The sequence below is a fragment of the Pseudomonas sp. rhizo66 genome, assembly GCF_031931925.1.
Lineage (GTDB): Bacteria > Pseudomonadota > Gammaproteobacteria > Pseudomonadales > Pseudomonadaceae > Aquipseudomonas.
The window spans coordinates 83,462-98,833 of the sequence record NZ_JAUJWZ010000023.1 but is presented as its reverse complement, the minus strand read 5'-3'; the positions used below and the strand labels follow the sequence as shown (position 1 = coordinate 98,833).

7 protein-coding genes are annotated in these 15,372 nt (G+C 61.3%); 4 read left to right on the top strand and 3 right to left on the bottom strand.

Annotated elements, in window-relative coordinates; genetic code table 11:
* Positions 1 to 93: 93 nt before the first annotated feature.
* Both QZR14_RS24330 and pap read right to left on the bottom strand, forming a co-directional pair.
* Entirely contained in the window at positions 94 to 1,278 is a 1,185-nt protein-coding gene (locus tag QZR14_RS24330; RefSeq protein ID WP_250606014.1) for a thiolase family protein, read from the bottom strand.
* Between the two features lie 102 nt (positions 1,279 to 1,380).
* Entirely contained in the window at positions 1,381 to 2,895 is a 1,515-nt protein-coding gene (pap, locus tag QZR14_RS24325; protein ID WP_250606013.1) for a polyphosphate:AMP phosphotransferase, read from the bottom strand.
* Positions 2,896 to 3,067: 172 nt separating this feature from the next.
* Between pap and mnmC the strand changes: the two genes are divergently transcribed.
* Positions 3,068 to 5,047, top strand: coding sequence for a bifunctional tRNA (5-methylaminomethyl-2-thiouridine)(34)-methyltransferase MnmD/FAD-dependent 5-carboxymethylaminomethyl-2-thiouridine(34) oxidoreductase MnmC (gene mnmC, locus QZR14_RS24320; protein WP_311997946.1), 1,980 nt, complete (start codon positions 3,068 to 3,070; stop codon positions 5,045 to 5,047).
* Between the two features lie 4 nt (positions 5,048 to 5,051).
* Here mnmC and QZR14_RS24315 read toward each other — a convergent pair whose 3' ends face one another.
* On the bottom strand, positions 5,052 to 9,935 hold the full coding sequence (locus QZR14_RS24315) for an NEL-type E3 ubiquitin ligase domain-containing protein (RefSeq protein WP_311997945.1): 4,884 nt from the start codon (positions 9,933 to 9,935) through the stop codon (positions 5,052 to 5,054).
* A 388-nt stretch (positions 9,936 to 10,323) separates the two neighbouring features.
* Between QZR14_RS24315 and QZR14_RS24310 the strand changes: the two genes are divergently transcribed.
* The 3 genes from QZR14_RS24310 to QZR14_RS24300 all read left to right on the top strand — a co-directional run bounded on the left by QZR14_RS24310 (position 10,324) and on the right by QZR14_RS24300 (position 15,205).
* A complete protein-coding gene (locus tag QZR14_RS24310; protein WP_250606010.1) occupies positions 10,324 to 12,096 on the top strand; it encodes an N-acetylglutaminylglutamine amidotransferase in 1,773 nt (590 codons plus the stop codon).
* A 3-nt stretch (positions 12,097 to 12,099) separates the two neighbouring features.
* Positions 12,100 to 13,848 (top strand): N-acetylglutaminylglutamine synthetase, encoded by a 1,749-nt coding sequence (gene ngg, locus QZR14_RS24305; protein WP_311997944.1) that lies wholly within the window; start codon positions 12,100 to 12,102, stop codon positions 13,846 to 13,848.
* A gap of 166 nt (positions 13,849 to 14,014) precedes the next feature.
* Positions 14,015 to 15,205 carry an osmoprotectant NAGGN system M42 family peptidase gene (locus tag QZR14_RS24300; protein ID WP_077574040.1) on the top strand — a complete coding sequence of 397 codons (1,191 nt, stop codon included), beginning with the start codon at positions 14,015 to 14,017 and terminating at the stop codon, positions 15,203 to 15,205.
* Positions 15,206 to 15,372: the final 167 nt, after the last annotated feature.

Here is a 15,372-nt window from a genome sequence, read left to right as displayed (position 1 = left end):
TGGTGGCGTACACAGATTTTGCTCACGCTACGAAACCTGTGGGAGCTGGCTTGCCAGCGATGACAATTGCACAAGCGCCGGACATCTCCTTAATTAACGCACCGCCTCAAACAACCCCGTCGCGCCCATCCCGCCGCCCACGCACATGGTGACGATGCCATAGCGCAGATTACGCCGCTGCAGCTCACGCACCAGATGCCCGACCTGCCGCGATCCGGTCATACCGAACGGGTGCCCAATGGAAATCGAGCCGCCATTGACGTTGTATTTCTCGTTGTCGATCTCTAGCCGATCCCGGCTGTACAGGCACTGCGACGCGAACGCCTCGTTCAGCTCCCACAGATCGATATCCGCCACTTGCAAGCCCTTCGCCTTGAGCAGTTTCGGCACCGAAAATACCGGGCCGATACCCATCTCGTCAGGCTCGCAACCGGCCACGGTGAAACCGCGGAAAAACGCTTTCGGCTTGAGGCCCAGTTGCAAGGCTTTCTCCAGGCTCATCACCAGCGTCATCGACGCACCGTCGGACAGTTGCGACGAGTTGCCCGCCGTCACCGAGCCATCCTCGGCAAAAACCGGTTTCAAACCGGCGAGGCTGTCATAGGTGGTGTCCGGGCGGTTGCAGTCGTCGCGATCAACTACACCGTCGAGAACCTGCACTTCGCCGGTGTTTTTGTCCTCGACGCGATACTTCACCGCCATCGGCACGATTTCATCGTTGAACAGCCCGGCAGCCTGCGCCTGGGCGGTGCGAATCTGGCTCTGCAATGAATAGCGATCCTGCGCTTCCCGGCTCACGCCATAACGCCGCGCAACCACTTCGGCGGTCTGACCCATCGTGTAATAGATGCCCGGCGTCTGTTGTTTGAGCAGCGGGTTGATCAGGTGATCGGTGTTGACGCTTTTCATCGTCAGGCTGATCGACTCGACACCGCCGGCCACGATGATGTCGCTGCAACCCGAGGCGATCTGGTTGGCGGCAATCGCAATCGCCTGCAAACCTGACGAGCAGAAACGGTTGAGGGTCATGCCGGCGGTGCCGGTGCCCAGGCGCGACAGCACCGCGACGTTGCGGCCGATGTTGTAGCCCTGCGCGCCTTCGTTGGAGCCAGCGCCGACGATGCAGTCTTCAACGCTGGCGGGGTCGATGTCATTGCGCTCAAGCAGCGCATTGACGCAATGGGCCGCCATGTCATCCGGACGGGTCTGGTTGAACTTGCCGCGAAAGGATTTGGCCAGGCCAGTCCGTACGCTGTCGACGATCACCACTTCACGCATGGCATACCTCATTGTTGTTGTCGGTTGAGAGTGGACCGAGCATAAGTCCACCTCATTACCGACCGCGACAATCATTCACCCCGCGTATGCGGGTCCATCGGTTCAGTCCTTGTGTTTTTTTGCGCGCTTGTCGGATTTCTCGAAGGCCTCCTCCAGTGCACGGTTGATCGTGCGCAACACCTTCACCCGGGCCCAGCGTTTGTCATTGGCCTCGATCAGCGTCCATGGCGAGATCTCCGAGCTGGTGCGGTCGACCATATCGCCGACGGCAGCGCGATAGGCGTCCCACTTGTCGCGGTTGCGCCAGTCGTCTTCGGTGATCTTGAAGCGTTTGAAGGGGATCGCTTCGCGCGCCTGGAAACGCTCCATCTGCGTGTCTTTATCAATGGCCAGCCAGAACTTGACGACGATCACCCCGGCGTCGGCCAGTTGCTCTTCGAAATCGTTGATCTCGCCGTAGGCGCGCAGCCAGTCGGCCGGCGCGCAAAAGCCCTCGACCCGCTCTACCAGCACCCGGCCGTACCAGGACCGGTCGAACACGGTGAACTTGCCGCGCGCCGGAATGTGCCGCCAGAAGCGCCACAAGTACGGTTGCGCCCGCTCTTCTTCAGTCGGCGCGGCAATCGGCACGATGTTGTATTGACGCGGATCGAGCGCCGCCGCGACCCGGCGGATCGCCCCGCCCTTGCCAGCGGCATCGTTGCCTTCGAACACCGCCACCAACGCGTGGCGGCGCATGCGTTTGTCGCGCATCAGCCCGGACAAGCGCGCCTGCTCGGTGATCAGTTGTTCTTCGTAATCTTTCTTCTCCAGGCGCTGGCTCAGGTCGAGGCTGTCGAGCAGGTTCAAATGATCGACCGGCGTGCCCAACGGCGCGGCGCTGACATCGTGTGGATACACGTCCGGGCGTTTCAGCGCATTCTGCAAACCCTCGAGGAGAATCTTGCCAACCGCCAGACTGCGGTAGTTGGCGTCGGCGCCTTCGATCACATGCCACGGCGCGTAATCACGACTGGTACGGCGCAGCACGCGCTCGCCGTATTTGACGAACTTGTCGTAGGTCTGCGATTGCTGCCAGTCCAGCGGGCTGATGCGCCAGCTGTGCAACGGGTCATCAGCCAGCGCCTTGAGCCGCGCTTTCATCTGTTTCTTGGACAGGTGGAACCAGAACTTGAAGATCAGCGCGCCTTCATCGCAGAGCATCTTTTCCAGACGTTCGGCACCGGCAATCGCCTGATCCAGACGCGGATCCTTGAACAAGCCATGCACCCGCCCCTGCAGCATCTGGCTGTACCAGTTACCAAAGAAAATGCCCATGCGCCCCTTGGCCGGGAGCATTCGCCAGTAGCGCCACGCTGGCGGCCGCGACAACTCTTCATCGGTCTGCTGATCGAAGGTGCGCACCTCGATCAGGCGCGGGTCCATCCACTCGTTGAGCAACTTGACCGTCTCGCCCTTGCCCGCGCCTTCAATGCCGTTGATCAGGATGATCACCGGGAAACGCTTCTGCTGCTGCAATTCGAACTGAGCCTCAAGCAAGGCTTCACGCAATGCCGGGACGGCCGCATCAAAGGTGTCTTTGTCGATGGCGTGACCGATTTCAGCGGATTCAAACATGGGACGGCTCCTTCCAGGATTCAGCAAGACTAGCGGATTGGGCACAGCAGCGGCGCAGAAATTCCCGCGGGTGGCGGATTGTCCGTGAGTCACCGCACACAAGCCTTGCCATGGATCAAGCAGCCCCTGCGCGATCGGCTAGAATGGCGGCCTTGTCGTTGCCGAGCCTGCCATGAAACCTGTATTGCCCCACGCCCAACTCGACTGGGATGACCACGGACGCCCGCGCTCGCGAGTCTTCGATGACGTGTATTTTTCCGACCAGTCGGGGCTGGAAGAAACCCGTTATGTGTTCCTCGAACAGAACCGCCTGGCCGAGCGTTTTGCCGCGCTGCCGGCGAGTGGGCGACTGGTCATCGGCGAAACCGGTTTTGGCACCGGACTGAATTTTCTCTGTGCCTGGCAGTTGTTCGAGCAACACGCCGTGGCGGGTGCGCGCCTGCATTTCGTCAGCGTCGAAAAATACCCGCTGAGCCCCGCCGACCTGAAACGTGCCTTGGCCCTGTGGCCGGAACTCAAGCCACTGGCCGATCAATTGCTGACGCATTACGTGGCGATCCACGCAGGCTTTCAGCGCATCACCCTGGCCAACGGCCGCGTGACGCTGACGCTGTTGATCGGCGATGCACTGGAGCAGTTACCGCAGCTCGACGCGCAGATTGACGCGTGGTTTCTCGACGGCTTCGCCCCGGCGAAAAACCCCGACATGTGGACCGCTGAACTGTTTGTCGAACTGGCGCGACTGGCAGCGCCCGGCTCGACCATCAGCACCTTCACCAGCACCGGTTGGGTACGGCGTCTGCTCAATGCCGCCGGGTTCAAAATGAAGCGCACGCCGGGCATTGGTCACAAGTGGGAAATCCTCCGGGGCGAATTTCTCGGCTGGCCGGCGGAAGTTGCCCCGCCAGTGCCGGACAAGCCGTGGTTCGCGCGTCCTGCGCCGATCGCCACTGAGCGGCGTGCGCTGGTGATCGGTGCCGGTCTGGCCGGATGTGCCACGGCGTCCAGTCTGGCCGCACGCGGCTGGCAGGTCACTTTGCTGGAGCGCCATGAAACCGTGGCTCAAGAAGCCTCGGGCAACCCGCAGGGCGTGCTGTACCTGAAATTGTCTGCCCACGGCACGGCGTTGTCGCAACTGATCGTCAGCGGTTTCGGTTACACCCGGCGCCTGCTGGAAACCTTGCAACGCGGCACCGACTGGGGCGACTGCGGCGTGTTGCAACTGGCGTTCAATGCCAAGGAAGCCGAGCGTCACGCGCAATTGGCCGAAGCTTTCCCGCAAGACCTGTTGCAGTGGCTTGATCAGCCCGAGGCGCAGGCCCGTGCCGGGGTCGGCGTGGCTCATGGCGGTTTGTATTATCCCGAAGGCGGTTGGGTGCATCCGCCGGCGTTGTGTCAGGCGCAAGCGGCGCAACTGAAGATCGAACTGCTCAACCATTGCCAAGCGCTGCAACTGCGCAAAGTCGATGACCAGTGGCAAGCCCTCGACGGTGAGCGCTTGCTCGCCAGCGCGCCGGTCGTGGTGCTGGCCGGTGCCGCCGACATCAAATGTTTTGCACAGAGCGCCGAATTGCCGCTCAAGCGCATTCGCGGGCAGATCACCCGTCTGGCCGAAACCGCAGAAAGCCAGGCGCTGGCCACGGTGGTCTGCGCCGAAGGCTACGTCGCCCCTGCCCGTCTGGGCGAACACACCCTCGGCGCCAGTTTCGATTTCAACAGCGATGACCTGACCCCGACCATAGCGGAACACGTGGGTAATCTGGCAATGCTCGAAGAGATTTCCAGCGACCTGGTCACACGCCTGCACATCAGCGAACAGCCTGTCGAAAACCTGCAGGGCCGCGCAGCCTTTCGCTGCACCAGCCCTGACTATTTGCCGATTGTCGGACCGCTCGCCGACCGCGAAGCGTTCCTCGACACCTACTCGGTGCTGAGCAAAGACGCCCGCCAAGTGCCGGACATCGCCTGCCCTTGGCTGGACGGTTTATACGTCAACAGCGGCCACGGCTCACGCGGACTGATCACCGCGCCGCTGTCAGGCGAACTGCTTGCCGCGTGGCTGGACAACGAGCCGCTGCCGCTGCCACGCAGTGTCGCCGAAGCCTGTCACCCCAACCGCTTTGCGTTACGTCGGTTGATTCGCGGCAAGTGATCGCTCACACCTCGGGCAGCACACAAAGGCCCAGATCCACCTGGCGGATGGCATCGTTGGTCAGACGCCGGGTGATCGCCGCTTCCGCCTGTTCCCGTTCGAGCTTGATGGCGTCCATCTGGCTCAGGTAGTCGGCCGAACTGAGCTTGGTCGCCTCTTCGAATACAGCATTGAGCTTTGGCGAATAGATTGCGTCAACCCTGGCGAACTGGCGGGCAAATGTACGCTTCAGATAATCGCTCCAGAACGACTGGCGCTGCATGAATTCAAGCCATGCGGAGGACAACTCAGCCGTTGTGACCTGACTCTTGGCAACGTCCAGATCTGCCTCGGTTACCCCCGCCAAAGACCCGAAACGCATGTTGCGCGGCTGGCCCGGCAGGTCCAGGGCGTCGGCCAGTCCGATGCGAAAAGCGAGGCTGACCTCCAGCGGATCGGTTTTCAGATCCCTGGCTGCATATTCCCGGGCTATCCGGTTCAGTTGTTCGAGGCGAAACAGACCGCGCCCCAGTTCGAGTAACGGCTTGGCAGTGGGGATCTGGCCATCGGCGAGGTTAGTCACTTTGTCGACTTCCACGGCCACTTCAAGATGGCTGAAATTGACCGCTGCGTTGTCTGTGCAATGGATTGGATTGGCGGACAGCTCCAGCAACTGGTCACACAGACTGGCATCGCCATGCGCCGCCTCCAGCACCGACCACACCCGGCGCTGCATGTCCGCGTTGATCTTCTCCGAGTCAGCGGTGTTGCCCAACTCCGCCAGCAGGCGAAACAGCCCCTCCGCGCGTGGCTCCTCCTTGAACGCTGTCCAGATCCGGTTGCGTCGCTCCCAGTCCGCGCCAGCACCTTGCTCGAACCAGAGCTCGCGCGCCGATTGCTCGTCCAGGCGCGCCTGATCGTCGGCCAGAAAGCCCATGCCGATACCGACATTGCCAAGGTAGTTTTCCAGATGCGTTTGACTGGCTGGCGACAGCGGATTGCCGCGCAAGTTGAGCGCCTGACTGAAACGCCGCGTGGTCTTGAACAGCCACTGGGGCAGGTCCCTGATCTGGTTTCGACGCAAATCCACCCATTCCAGATTCACCGGATACGCAAGCCCGCCGGGCAACTCGGTAAGGCCGGTTTCGGCCAGTTGCAGACGTTTGAGGTCGAACATCTTGCCAACATTCGGCGTGGCGCCCAGCGGATTGCCGTTCAGGTCCAGGTACTTCAACGTGCGCAAACCGCTCAGCTTCGCCAGCGTCGCCTCGGTCAAGCGGATCTGGTTACCGGCCAGGCTCAGCCGGGTCAGGTTGGGCATGTGTGACAACACCTCGGGCAGGCGGGTCATGTGGTTGCCGCCCAGTTCCAGTGTCTTGAGCTGCTTGAACGACTTGAGGAAATAAACCATGTCGTCACCTTGCTGCATGTTCTTCATCGACAAGTCGTGGATGTGCTCGAAATTCAGCCCCGGCGGTAGCGTCGGCAACGGGCCGACGTGTATGCCGTCCAGGTTCAGTGCGTAAATCACTTTGCCGCCAGTGCCCTTGCGCCAGAAAAGCCGGCGAAACCCGCCCTCGATTTGCTCGGCCACGGCTTTGCGGCTGTAGCGCACCTCCTGCAATTCTTTACGCGCCGCCGCCCTCGCGACTTTATCGTCGGCGTGTGCCGAGTCCACTTGAGCCAGCTTGTCAGCCAGCGCTTTCATGGCGGTTTGATCTTCACTCCAGGTGCGCAGCGCTTCCCGCAGGTTCTGCAGATCCTGGCGCAACGCTTTGACCCGAGTCGCGCGACTCAGCGGGTCATGGCCCAACTGTTCGATCAGCTCAACGGCCTGTGCCTGGCTCAAACGTGGATAGAGTTTTTTCACCTTGCGCAGCAAGGCCCGTGGATGGGCGGCGGCAGGCGGCTGATCGCCCTGAACGCAGTCCGCTTCAATGACCGGCGGCTTACGGCCGGTGAGAATCCGCCCACTCTCCTCATGTGCCTGCACTGCCGTGTCGAGCAGTTTTTTGCGTAAGCGAGCTGCGTCGGCATCCACCGGTTCAGAAAAACCAACTGCGACCCGCTGGCGCGCTGGCAGCGCTTTGAGCACTGCTTGATACAGGCTGTCTGGCCCGGCGGCCACCCGGCCAAGCAACTTGCCGTCACCGTCAAACACTTCATAGCCAGTGCTTGATTTGACCAGCGTGCCGGTATGCAACGGGGCCGCGGTTTCATCGCCAATAGCTTCCAGTATCGGACCGGTAAGCGACTTTTCGCGCACGGTCAGCCGTATACGCGCATCCCAACCACTCAAGCGAGGCAGCAGCCGAATCGCCAGTTTTTCGGTATCGGCGTTGGCGATCGACGGCAGGTGAAACCCGGTCAGCGCGCGATCCAGACGCAGGTTGCCCAAGGCCACAGCGACCTTTTGCGCGAGCCTCAGCGGCACTCGTCCGGTTGTGCGCAACTGTACGCGCTCGACAGTTGGCGCTTGGTCGATCAGGGTTTGGCCCAGACGTGCCGGTATGTCCGGATAGACTTGGCGCAATTTCCCCACGTCGTCGAGGTCACTCTGGTCATATCGCTGATACATGCGTTCGAACGTAGCGCGATGATCAGCCTTGAGCGCAGCACCAAGTTTTTTCGCCAGTGTGGGGCCTTCGAGATTGCGCGCGGTTTTGCCACCCAGCAATGCGTCGACTTCGCGCTGATACAGGCCGTCGATCACGGTTTGCAGCAGTTTTCCATCAGCCAGGTGATCAGTGCTGACCACCACCCTCAGGGTTTCGCCCGGCGTGCGCTTGGCGGGATAGGTCGCGGTGATCGCACCCTCGCCATCGGTGACTTCGATGTAATGATCCGTCGGCCAGCCGGGCAATGTCGGCAGCCCGTGCAACTGCTCTTCGACCGGTTGGCCGGCAGGGGTTTCGCCGCGTTCAAGCGCACTGACCAGACCGCGCAGCTGCTTTTCAAGCCGGGCACGCTCGATGACGTCGCGCATTCGGGCCGGCAGCGGCAGGTTGTCGGCAAAAGCGCGATGCACCTGTTCATGTGAAGTAGCGCTGAGCTGGCGAAAGGTGTCCAGCTCCAGATCGCCGAACTCACTCAGGCGCGGGTCCATGCGTTTGAGGGTATAACCCATGCTGCCCCAAGCGTCGGCATCCTCGTGGGGCATTCGCCAGCCACCCTCGACGTGCTGCTGCAGTGTGGGGGCATACGCTTGCGGCCGCGCGGGATGCTCAAGACGCCAACCAGTGGCCGCAGAGTCGTACGGACCGGAAAGGATCCGGTTGTCGACACGACCGACATGCTTGTCACCGACCGGATAAAGCTCCGTAGCCCCCTCCTCCAGGGTCACGCCGGCTGGCAGTCGATGCTCAAAGGGCGCCAGATCAGGGTTCCACAGGCGCGGTTGGCCCGCCCGATTGCGGATGGCCGTGAATTGTGCAAAAAAATCCGGGTGCGAACGCAACAGCTTTCTGCCGAGCGCGCCCAACGCTTTTTGTCCCCCGGCAAACGCCGCCATCCCCGCGATGTTTTCCACCACACTGAACAGGTGCGACAGCGCTTGCTGGTGATCGCCACGGCGCCAATCCTCGACACCTTCATAGACCTCGCCGAGCAGTTGTCCCACGGCAACGCCCATCATCAATTGCCCGAGCACCGGCACGAAGAGCCCGGCCACTGAGGCCACGGTCACGCCCAGTTCGAGGAAATCCAGCAGTCTTTTGCGGCGCGCGTCCTCCTCGATATCGTCGGTCGGTACCGCCAGTTTGCGCGCGTCGAGCTGCAGCTTGCCGACGTGGCTCTGCACCATGAACTCGAACAGCGCCACGCTGATCGGCCACTGCCGGATGTGCCCCAGATCGGCGCTCTCGGCGAGGGTCTTGAAGAAGTCGGCCCTGGCGTCCTGATCCAGGCTGTTGGCAAAAAAGCCTTGGTAGCTTTTCACCTGCAATTGCTGCGCAAGGTGTCGCTGGAACGCGGTGAAACTCGAGTATTCATACAAGGGGCGCTCGGGTTCGCCGGGCATGTAGACCATGCACCATTGATTCGGGTACAGCTCCACCGAACGGACGGAAAACACCACCACGCCCCAGACGCAGCTGTCGAGCACTTCAATGCCCTGCATGATCAATGCGCGTTTGCCGTACTTCAGCGTTTTCTCTGACACACTGCCGTCGGCGTCGAGCAAGCCCTGTACCGTTTGCAAACCTGCCGGAGTGATATGCCCTTTGAGCGCCGCCAACTGTGCGTCCAGTTGCAGTTCATGCTTTTTCATCGCGGCGACGTGGCGGGTCATGGGGCTGGTCGCCACGACCTTGCCGTCATCTTCCCTGAGCCCGAACACCGCCTGGAAATGCGCCTGATACTGTTTGCCCAGATCCAGCTTGCGGCACAGCTTTGCGAACGCCGCCGGGGTCAATCCGTCGACGCCGGCCGCAGCACTCTTGATCCGCACCACACTGCCGTCGGGGAACCCGTCAGCCTCCTCCTCGCCAGCGCTGAAGTTCTGCATCGCCGCCTGCAACAGCGTTTGCGTAGCGTTTTCGACGGTTTCGATACCGGCTTGATCGACAGACGCCGGTTCGCAGCCACAATCGGCCCCCGGCACACTCAGCAGGTCCTGCTCGACGTTGTAAACCGCCGGCCATTTGAGGTTCAGGGCCTCCGTGAGCTTGTCGATGCAAAACGCCGACAAGGGTTTCAGCGCGGCCAGGTCTTTCTCGACAGTCTCTTGCAAAGTGATCAGGTCGCGCGAAGCCTGATCGAGCACGGCCAGCGTGGCGGGAGAGGCCTTGAGCAAATAAGCCGGCAGATTTTTTTGCAAGACTTCGGCGGTATCGAGGTCGCCCGTGGCGTCGAGCAGCGTGCTCAGGATCGCCTCTGGGGTGAGCTGTTTTTTCGGTGCTTCGATTGCCATCTGCAATAGTCCTTTATTGCGGGATCGGACCATTGACCTTATCGCTGCGCCGCCAGGCTCAACAACTCGAAAACCTGATCAAAACCCGGCAAAGCAACCAGTTTTCTCATCATTCAGATAACGTGTTACCGCCTTTTGCCAAAGGGCGGTACAGGGTTATACGACCCGATCAAAAAACCTTCACGGAACACCCTTGATCAAGAACAACTCATGTGTGCCACCACCACCGGAGCCTGCAAACGTTTCATGTTCTGTGATGACCTGCCAGCCGCCTTATAACTTATCGTTCTAAAACTCCACTTACCGACACGGGTCAGTTTCTGAGTACCCGCCCTTCTGGCGAGGTATGCCTTGACCCCTCCCCAACGGAAAAACCGGTAAGGACTTTATGTGCGGATTAGCTGGCGAGTTACGTTTTGATCAACAACCTGCAGACCTTGCAGCGATCGAGAGAATCACCCATCACCTGGCCCCTCGCGGCCCCGACGCGTGGGGTTTCCATGCCCAAGGGCCGATTGCCCTGGGCCACCGTCGCCTGAAAATCATGGACCTGTCGGACGGCTCGGCGCAGCCGATGATCGACAGCCAGTTGGGCTTGTCCCTGGCCTTCAACGGCGCGATCTACAACTTCCCGGAATTGCGTGCCGAACTTGAAGCGCTGGGCTATGCCTTCTACTCCGGTGGCGACACCGAAGTGCTGCTCAAGGGCTACCACGCTTGGGGCGAAGCCCTGCTGCCGAAGCTCAACGGCATGTTCGCTTTTGCCATTTGGGAACGTGACGCCAAACGCCTGTTCATCGCTCGCGACCGTCTCGGCGTGAAGCCGCTGTACCTATCGCGCACCGGCCAGCGCCTACGCTTTGCCTCGGCGTTGCCGGCGCTGCTCAAGGGCGGTGACATCAACCCGATCCTCGATCCGGTGGCGCTCAATCACTACCTGAATTTCCATGCGGTGGTCCCGGCACCGCGCACTCTGCTGGCCGGCATCGAAAAACTGCCACCGGCGACCTGGATGCGCGTTGAAGCCGATGGCACCACCGAGCAGAAAACCTGGTGGACTCTGCCCTACGGCCCACACGACGACGAGAAAAACCTGACGCTGGACGACTGGGTCGACCGCGTCCTCGACAGCACCCGCGAAGCGGTGGCGATTCGTCAACGGGCCGCCGTGGATGTCGGTGTACTGCTCTCCGGCGGTGTCGATTCGAGCATGCTCGTCGGTCTGTTGCGTGAAGTCGGCGTCGACAACCTTTCGACCTTTTCCATCGGTTTTCAGGATGCCGGTGGCGAACGCGGTGACGAGTTTCAGTATTCCGATCTGATCGCCAAGCACTACGGCACTCAGCATCATCAACTGCGCATCGACGAGAAAGAAATCATCGAGCAACTGCCCGCCGCATTCCGCGCGATGAGCGAGCCGATGGTCAGCCATGACTGCATCGCCTTCTACCTGCTGTCGCGCGAAGTGGCCAAGCACTGCAAGGTTGTGCAGAGCGGTCAGGGTGCTGACGAATTGTTCGCCGGTTATCACTGGTACCCGCAAGTCGACGGCGCGGCCGATCCGTATGCGGCGTATCGCAATGCGTTTTTCGACCGCAGCTACGACGACTACGCCGCCACCGTGCAGCCGAAATGGCTGACCGCGAACGATGCAGCCGGTGACTTCGTGAAAGAACACTTCGCCCAACCCGGCGCCGATGCCGCAGTGGACAAAGCCTTGCGTCTGGACAGCACGGTGATGCTGGTCGATGACCCGGTCAAACGCGTCGACAACATGACCATGGCCTGGGGCCTGGAGGCGCGCACGCCGTTTCTTGACTATCGACTGGTGGAACTCTCGGCCCGCGTACCGGGCCAATTCAAGCTGCCTGACGGCGGCAAACAAGTGCTGAAAGAAGCCGCGCGTCGAGTGATTCCAAGTGAAGTGATCGACCGCAAAAAAGGCTACTTCCCGGTGCCGGGCCTCAAGCACTTGCAGGGCGACACGCTGAACTGGGTACGCGAACTGCTGCTCGATCCAAGTCAGGATCGCGGCCTGTTCAACCCGGCCATGCTCGACAAATTGCTGACCGATCCGCAAGGCCAACTGACGCCGTTGCGTGGTTCGAAACTGTGGCAACTGGCTGCCCTGAACCTGTGGCTCAGTGAACAAGGAATCTGATTGATGAAACCCCACGCCACGGCCATCAACCAACGCCTGCTACGCGGTCAGACACCGTCCTATGAACGCTTGCAGGCGCGTCTGGCCGAAGACGGCAGCACGCTGGCCGCCGACCCGATTGCCGTACATTGCGGCTGGGGCCGGTTGCTGATCGGCCACACTTTTCCCGACCCGGCATCGCTGGCGCAGGAGTTGCTCAAAGAGCAGCCCGGCGAGCGCGACATCGCGTTGTACGTCGCTGCGCCGCAGCAGATTCTCGGCCTGGAACCGACGCAACTGTTTCTCGACCCGTCCGATACCCTGCGCCTGTGGTTCAGCGATTACCGGCAAGCCACCCGCGTGTTTCGCGGCTTTCGTATCCGCCGCGCACAAAGCGAGGCGGACTGGCAGGCGATCAATCAGTTGTACCAGGCACGCGGCATGCTGCCGATCGATGCCACGCGCCTGACCCCGCATCATCAGGGCGGCCCGGTGTACTGGCTGGCCGAAGATGAAGACAGCGGCGCGGTGATCGGCAGCGTCATGGGCCTGAACCATCAAAAGGCTTTCAACGACCCGGAAAACGGCAGCAGCCTGTGGTGCCTGGCGGTTGATCCGCAATGCTCGCGCCCGGGTGTCGGTGAAGTGCTGGTGCGGCACCTGATCGAGCACTTCATGAGTCGCGGCCTGAGCTATCTCGACCTGTCGGTGTTGCACGACAACCGTCAGGCGAAAAACCTTTACGCCAAGCTCGGTTTCCGCAATCTGTCGACCTTTGCCATCAAGCGCAAGAACGGCATCAATCAACCGCTGTTTCTCGGCCCGGGGCCGGAGGCGCAGTTCAATCCCTATGCGCGAATCATCGTTGAAGAAGCCCATCGACGCGGCATCGACGTGCAGGTGGATGACGCCGATGCAGGGCTGTTCACCCTCAGCCATGGCGGACGCCGCGTGCGTTGCCGCGAATCGTTGAGCGACCTGACCAGCGCGATCAGCATGAGCCTGTGCCAGGACAAAAGCCTGACGCACAAAGTGCTCAAAGGCGCCGGATTGAACCTGCCCTCGCAGCAACTGGCTGGCAATGCCGACGACAACCTGGCCTTCCTCGACGAGCACCAACGGGTGGTGGTCAAGCCGCTCGACGGTGAGCAGGGCCAAGGCGTGGCGGTGGATTTGCAGAGCATCGAAGAAGTGCAGCAAGCCATCGAAACGGCGAAGCAATTTGACAGCCGCGTGCTGCTGGAAAGCTTCCACGAAGGGCTTGATCTGCGGATTCTGGTGATTGGCTTTGAAGTAGTGGCTGCGGCGATTCGCAAACCGGCGGAAGTGGTCGGCGATGGCCAGCATTCGGTGGGCGCGTTGATCGAGGCACAGAGTCGGCGTCGGCAAGCGGCCACCAGTGGCGAGAGCAAGATCCCGCTGGATCACGAAACCCAGCGCTCCCTGCACGCGGCCGGTTATGACTACAGCAGCATTCTGCCGGCCGGCGAGCACCTGTTTGTGCGGCGTACGGCGAATCTGCACACCGGCGGCACGCTGGAAGATGTCACCGCAATCCTGCACCCGACGTTGGTCGATGCAGCGGTACGGGCGGCGCGGGCGCTGGACATTCCGATGGTCGGCCTCGACTTGATGGTGCCGGCGGCGGATCAGCCCGATTACGTGTTTATCGAGGCCAACGAACGTGCCGGTCTGGCCAACCATGAGCCGCAGCCGACGGCGGAGCGGTTTGTCGATTTGTTGTTTCCGCACAGTCAGCCGGTTGTCTCTTGATTCTCTAGAGACTGAACCGACGCCATCGCTGGCAAGCCAGCTCCCACAAGTTTTGCGATACACACAAAAACTGTGGGAGCTGGCTTGCCAGCGATGAGGCCCGATCAAGCAACACAAAACTTTCCTCATCGAAACCATCGGTGTGCTCAACCCATCAGGAGTTTCCATGACCACGCAAATCCCCGAACCGGATCTCAACTACCTGCAAAAAGTCTTGCTGGAAATGCTCGCCATTCCCAGCCCCACCGGGTTCACCGACACCATCGTGCGTTACGTCGCCGAGCGTCTGGAAGAACTCGGCATCCCCTTTGAAATGACCCGGCGCGGCACCATTCGCGCCACGCTCAAGGGCAAGAAGAACAGCCCCGACCGCGCGGTCTCGGCGCACCTCGACACCATCGGCGCGGCGGTCCGTGCGATCAAGGACAACGGCCGCCTGACCCTCGCCCCGGTCGGCTGCTGGTCGAGCCGTTTTGCCGAGGGCAGCCGTGTCAGCCTGTTCACCGATAACGGCGTGATTCGCGGCAGTGTCTTGCCGTTGATGGCCTCCGGGCATGCCTTCAACACTGCCGTCGATGAAATGCCGATCAGTTGGGATCACGTTGAACTGCGTCTGGACGCCTACTGTGCGACGAAGGCTGACTGCGACTCGCTGGGCATCAGCATCGGTGACGTGGTCGCCTTCGATCCGCTGCCGGAGTTCACCGAAAGCGGCCACATCAGCGCCCGCCACCTCGATGACAAGGCCGGGGTTGCGGCGCTGCTTGCGGCACTCAAAGCCATCGTCGACAGCGGTCAGGAACTGATGATCGACTGCCATCCACTGTTCACCATCACCGAAGAAACCGGCAGCGGCGCGGCGGCAGCCTTGCCGTGGGACGTCAGCGAATTCGTCGGCATCGACATCGCGCCGGTTGCTCCCGGCCAGCACTCCAGCGAACACGCGGTGAGTGTGGCGATGCAGGATTCCGGCGGCCCTTACGACTATCACCTGTCGCGACATTTGCTGCGTCTGGCCGGTGAAAACGAACTGCCGGTGCGCCGCGACCTGTTCCGTTATTACTTCAGCGATGCGCATTCGGCGGTAACCGCCGGCCACGATATCCGCACCGCCCTGCTCGCCTTTGGCTGCGATGCAACCCATGGTTACGAGCGCACGCACATCGACAGTCTGGCGGCACTCAGTCGCTTGCTGGGGGCTTACATCTTGAGTCCGCCGGTGTTCGCCAGCGATGCGGCGCCGGCGAATGCCTCGCTGGATCGCTTCAGTCATCAGATTGAACATGACACGCAGATGGAGAGTGATACGCGGGTGCCGTCGGTGGACAGTCTGGTGGGGCAGCGTTCCGACAGTTAATCCGGGTTTTGTAATGACAGGACTGGCCCCATCGCTGGCAAGCCAGCTCCCACAGTATTGGGGTGCCACACAACATTTGTGTGCACCGTCGATACGTGTGGGAGCTGGCTTGCCAGCGATGGGGTCGGCACAGGCGATACAAAACTGGCAGGCAAACCGCAATCGCC

What these genes read in the sequence shown, in the direction of transcription:
- mnmC (WP_311997946.1), top strand. Translation starts at nt 3,068, where the DNA reads ATGAAACCTGTATTGCCCCACGCCCAACTCGACTGGGATGACCACGGA.
- pap (WP_250606013.1), bottom strand. Translation starts at nt 2,895, where the DNA reads ATGTTTGAATCCGCTGAAATCGGTCACGCCATCGACAAAGACACCTTT.
- QZR14_RS24300 (WP_077574040.1), top strand. Translation starts at nt 14,015, where the DNA reads ATGACCACGCAAATCCCCGAACCGGATCTCAACTACCTGCAAAAAGTC.
- QZR14_RS24315 (WP_311997945.1), bottom strand. Translation starts at nt 9,935, where the DNA reads ATGGCAATCGAAGCACCGAAAAAACAGCTCACCCCAGAGGCGATCCTG.
- ngg (WP_311997944.1), top strand. Translation starts at nt 12,100, where the DNA reads ATGAAACCCCACGCCACGGCCATCAACCAACGCCTGCTACGCGGTCAG.
- QZR14_RS24310 (WP_250606010.1), top strand. Translation starts at nt 10,324, where the DNA reads ATGTGCGGATTAGCTGGCGAGTTACGTTTTGATCAACAACCTGCAGAC.
- QZR14_RS24330 (WP_250606014.1), bottom strand. Translation starts at nt 1,278, where the DNA reads ATGCGTGAAGTGGTGATCGTCGACAGCGTACGGACTGGCCTGGCCAAA.